We start from the raw sequence: 4,140 nt of genomic DNA on the forward strand, positions 1-4,140 counted from the left end.
ACGCGCGCCAACAACGTCACGCCGGAGCACACCGTCGAGCTGCTGGATGCGTTCTCCGCGCTATACGTCGACAATGATCGCCAGCGCGCCCGTGCGGACTTGGCCGAAAAGCAAAGGGACTACTGGATCGAGCGGGCCACGCTACACGGCCACGGGCCTAGCGGCGATGAGCTGCCGTTTGGGGAGGAGGTAGCAGAGAATGAGCGATGAAACGCGCCAACTGCTGGCCGATGCGCTGGAGGAACTGGAGCGCATAGCCAGCCGACAATCCAGCATCTATTCCAGCACGCACTACTGCATACTATGCGGTTTTGCGACGCCAGTTTCGTCTGCCCTGGGGCACGAGCCGGGATGCACCATCGTTCGGCTGCGTGAAGCGTTGCAAGTTGATAGCGAGGAGGCCAGTGATGACCAGAGTTGAGCGCATCAATAGCGCCGTGGATAGCGTTGTCGAGGTCGTCGAGCACACCGCCGCTAGCCTCGCTATCCCGGTAGCGGACGGCGTGGTGTCCTGGCTAGCCGCTGAAAACATGGTACGCACTTTGGGTTTTTCATGGCCCGTGTCGATCATGACCGGCGTGGCGCTGGAGGGCTGCGGTATCGTCGTTAGTCGCGCCGCGCTCAGGGTGCGCCGCTATAACCAGACCCGTGGCGCCAAGCCACCCGCGCTAGAGTGGCTAGCCTGGACACTACTCGGCGCGCAGTTCGCCGTGGGCGCCGTGCTCGTCACCGTCAACACGGTAGCGACCAGTAGCATGCTATTCGGCCTGTTGACGCTAGCGACGCTCAGCGCCGTGGGCACTTTGGCGCACATGCTAGAGAACGACGTGGCAGAGACTAGCCATAGCGCCGACGTGTTGCCATCGTCGGAGCGCGTAGCCGAGGTGATAGCCGAGATAGCCCCTGCCACGGCTAAGGATCGCGTCATGTGGGCCTACCGCGAGAATCCGCACGCCGACAAGCGCGAGGTAGCACAGGCGCTTGGCATCGGATACTCTACCGTTAGCAAGGCATACCGCGAGCTGCTAGCCGCTGGCGCTATCGAGCACAACGGAGAGGATGGCCGCTAATGGGTAAGCCCTGGTGGGACAACGCCCTGGTCGGCGCTATCGCCGCGGGTCCACTATGCTACATGCTCTGGCGCTGGATGGACCCGCGCCACAAGCACGCCGATAGACGTAACCTGTTCATGGCCGTGCTATTCATCGCTACCGTAGCCTATCTATGGTGGAGGTTCCCATGAGCCTGTTCTGCCGCCTGTTCGGCCATCGTCCTGGCCCGGAGCGCAAGTCGAACACCTGGAGCATCAAGGGCCGCTATCGCATCTGCCGCCGTTGCAAAACACACCTGTGGGCCGGCGATCCCCGACGGGAGGTAAAATCATGAGCCTGCTAGGTTTGCACCTCGACAAGCCGCGCCGCGGCACGCAACACTCGGACGCTATGCTCCGTATCCTTGGCGTGTGCCACCAGCACGGCATAGCGACGCGCCTGGTTCACACCGCTAATGGCGACTATCGGCAAACGCTCATCGAAGCGGGTATCACCGACGTGCCCGATAACATGCCCTTCGTGCGCTATAGCCTGCATGTCTTGGATACGAGCGTGCTACGCAAGCTGCTATCGCTAGCGCCCGCGTTCGCTACTGCGCTAAACGTCGATAGCGTCCAGGTAAAGCGCGAGGGCGATACCGTCTGGGTCCGTGTCGCCACACCACACCAGAGCGTCGCGTTGACCTACGCCGCTGCTTTTGCGCTATGCCCCGACATGCCCGCCGATCATCTGCTGCTAGGCCAGGATGACGAGGGGGATCAGATGACACTCGACACCACGGCCAACGTGCATGTCCTGGTAGCCGGGCAGACACATAGCGGCAAGAGCACCCTACTCCGCACCATGGCGCTATCGGCGCTCGTGGCTCAGCGGCCCGTGGCGCTCGTAGATCCATCCGGCGATATAGCGCCGCTCTCGGGGATGCCCGCCGTATGGCAAGGCGGTTACTTTGACAGGCTAGACGATATAGCCGCCGTGTTATATTTCCTAGCACAGCGCACTCGACATAACCTAGATACGCCATTACTACTATTCGTAGATGAGGGCACGGAGCTTTGCCGCAACGCGGCCAACGCCGACAACCTATCCACCATTGCCAGGATGGGGCGGCACATCGGCCTGCGGCTGATATTCGGGGCCCAGACGCTCACCGGGCTCCCCGCCGACATCAAAGCCAACCTCCTGGCGCGGCTGATAGGGCGCACGTCCGACGCGCAGCAATCCGCATGGCTGGCCGGGCGCAAGCGGGCAGGGGCGGAGTACAGCCACGGGCGCGGGGACTTTACCGCATTCACCGCAGCCACGGGCAGGGAGGGCGCGCACTTTCAAGCGGCCTGTCCCGATGACACGCTGGACGCGACATGGCTCAAGCGCTACCCGCCGCGGCGCGGTGTGGTTCCGGTGTGGCAAGCGGATATGCCTGCCGCCGAGTACGGCGGCCATCAAATCACACCAAGCCCGCAAGCGGCCACATTCGCCTCGGAGATGCCCGTCGGCGATCCTGGCCGACGCTGCGACGATCTGCCCGCAGACGTGGCGCGCAAGATCGCGGCCTACTATGCGGCCAACCATCGCCCCCCTGCCCGGCGCATGATAGCCGGGTGGATTCAGGAGCGCGACATAGACAAGGACAAACATCATCGCTGGCTGGGCGCGGTATTGCCAAGGAGGGCGCTACGATGAAAACCGAGCGCTACATGCTATGGGTGTGGCTGGGGTCCATCACATGGGGATGTTTCGGCGTAGTCCAGACGTTTCACCCCATCCCCACCGACGTGCTGCTAGAGTGGGGCGAGCGGATTATCCTCATCCTGGCGCTGTACCTGTTCGGCAAGCTAGTGGTGGCCTACCTGGCGCATCGCGCGCACACCATCCCGGCCACGGCGGAGCGCGCTATGCCCAAGCCCGCAGCCCCCAGGCGCGAGGCTTTTAACGTCAACACTCAACGCGCCACGGTCGGCAGGAGGTCGGTGTGAATATCCGCGGTGTGAATCATCTGCTATATGCCGTACACCAAAACACCCGTCGCGTGTGGCTGGCTTGGCACACCATAGATATGAGACGAGCCACACCACACCGCACACCATGCCCTCTCCGCACCATCCTCCTAGCCAACGGCGCGCTGTTCGTGTTCGGCGTCCTCGGATACCTGGCCTACCTGCTCCGATAAAGCCCCAAGCCCACATTGCCCCATTTCTAATAGAATCTTTACGTATAACGTATTGACACCGTACCAACGTTGTGATACAATGTAGACAAGATCGAGCACAGAGATACGGAAGGGGAGACAGAATGGAAACCAAGCCAGTGACAGCCAAGGACATCCGCGACTACCTGGACCAGAACATCGACAACCTGAATACGGCATACTACGGCGGTACGGGTATCACGGTCAGCTTTCGGCAGTTCTGCGCTAACCGCGCTGCCGCGGCGCTAGGAGTCAAGGATGCCGCTAGGGTAGCCAAGGTCTATGAGATCGTAGACGCTTATGTGTGGGATTTGCAGCCGTAGTCAATCCCCGGCCCGGCCAACAACCGGGCCACAAAGTTGAGCAAGGAGAACACAGAATGAACATCCAGAGCATCTACGTAGAGTTGGACCGGGAAGGCACCGAGGGCATGATGCCGGACTACCGCGGCGAGCAGCTAGCCAAGACCGTCAAGAACTACTGCGAGACATATGAGGACCAGATACGCAGACTGTACCCGCTGGCGGCCATCGACGTTTCGGCCTACCAGAGCCGGACCTACAGCACAGTCGAGGTGAACCGCTACGAGTTCCGTATCCCGGTCAATGGCGAGGATGTCGAGGACGCCGACCGCGAGCTGGCTAACGTCGCTGAGGTTGTCGAGCGCATCGGCTACAAAATGCTGGACCTGGCCGACCAGTGGGACACCGTTCGCTAATTCATCAAGGCCCAGCCCGCGGGGCGATACGCGGGCAGAGAGGATACGAGAATGAACCCGTTGAGCGAGTATTGCCGAGAGGCCATCATGGACGACGACGGTAATGAGTTGGTTGTCGAGTACTGCAAGTGCCCCAAGTGTGGCGAGCGACGCATGGACTATCTAGCCACCGATGACGGCAT

At 61.5% G+C, this 4,140-nt stretch carries 9 protein-coding genes; all 9 read left to right on the forward strand.

Annotated elements, in window-relative coordinates:
* The coding region (locus WC683_19910; GenBank protein ID MFA4974874.1) for a hypothetical protein at positions 1 to 210 on the forward strand (210 nt) is incomplete at its 5' end.
* The gene (locus WC683_19915; GenBank protein ID MFA4974875.1) at positions 200 to 421 is read left to right on the forward strand and encodes a hypothetical protein; all 222 of its coding nucleotides are present in this window, start codon (positions 200 to 202) and stop codon (positions 419 to 421) included. The genes WC683_19910 and WC683_19915, both read left to right, overlap by 11 nt.
* Complete coding sequence (locus tag WC683_19920; GenBank protein ID MFA4974876.1) at positions 408 to 1,070, forward strand: hypothetical protein; 663 nt, start codon at positions 408 to 410, stop codon at positions 1,068 to 1,070. The genes WC683_19915 and WC683_19920 overlap by 14 nt, the downstream gene beginning before the upstream one ends.
* Positions 1,070 to 1,243: a hypothetical protein gene (locus WC683_19925; GenBank protein MFA4974877.1), complete on the forward strand. Its 174-nt coding sequence runs from the start codon at positions 1,070 to 1,072 to the stop codon at positions 1,241 to 1,243. Before WC683_19920 ends, WC683_19925 begins: the two co-directional genes overlap by 1 nt.
* Positions 1,240 to 1,386: a DUF1660 family phage protein gene (locus WC683_19930; GenBank protein MFA4974878.1), complete on the forward strand. Its 147-nt coding sequence runs from the start codon at positions 1,240 to 1,242 to the stop codon at positions 1,384 to 1,386. The genes WC683_19925 and WC683_19930 overlap by 4 nt, the downstream gene beginning before the upstream one ends.
* Positions 1,383 to 2,735, forward strand: a complete 1,353-nt coding sequence (locus tag WC683_19935; GenBank protein MFA4974879.1) for an FtsK/SpoIIIE domain-containing protein — start codon at positions 1,383 to 1,385, stop codon at positions 2,733 to 2,735. Before WC683_19930 ends, WC683_19935 begins: the two co-directional genes overlap by 4 nt.
* Positions 2,732 to 3,028 (forward strand): hypothetical protein, encoded by a 297-nt coding sequence (locus WC683_19940; protein ID MFA4974880.1) that lies wholly within the window; start codon positions 2,732 to 2,734, stop codon positions 3,026 to 3,028. The genes WC683_19935 and WC683_19940 overlap by 4 nt, the downstream gene beginning before the upstream one ends.
* Positions 3,029 to 3,344: 316 nt before the next feature.
* Positions 3,345 to 3,563: a hypothetical protein gene (locus tag WC683_19945; protein MFA4974881.1), complete on the forward strand. Its 219-nt coding sequence runs from the start codon at positions 3,345 to 3,347 to the stop codon at positions 3,561 to 3,563.
* 56 nt (positions 3,564 to 3,619) lie between these two features.
* A complete protein-coding gene (locus tag WC683_19950) occupies positions 3,620 to 3,958 on the forward strand; it encodes a hypothetical protein (protein MFA4974882.1) in 339 nt (112 codons plus the stop codon).
* Positions 3,959 to 4,140: the final 182 nt, after the last annotated feature.

It is taken from the genome of bacterium, assembly GCA_041648665.1.
Classification (GTDB): Bacteria; UBA10199; UBA10199; order 2-02-FULL-44-16; family JAAZCA01; genus JAFGMW01.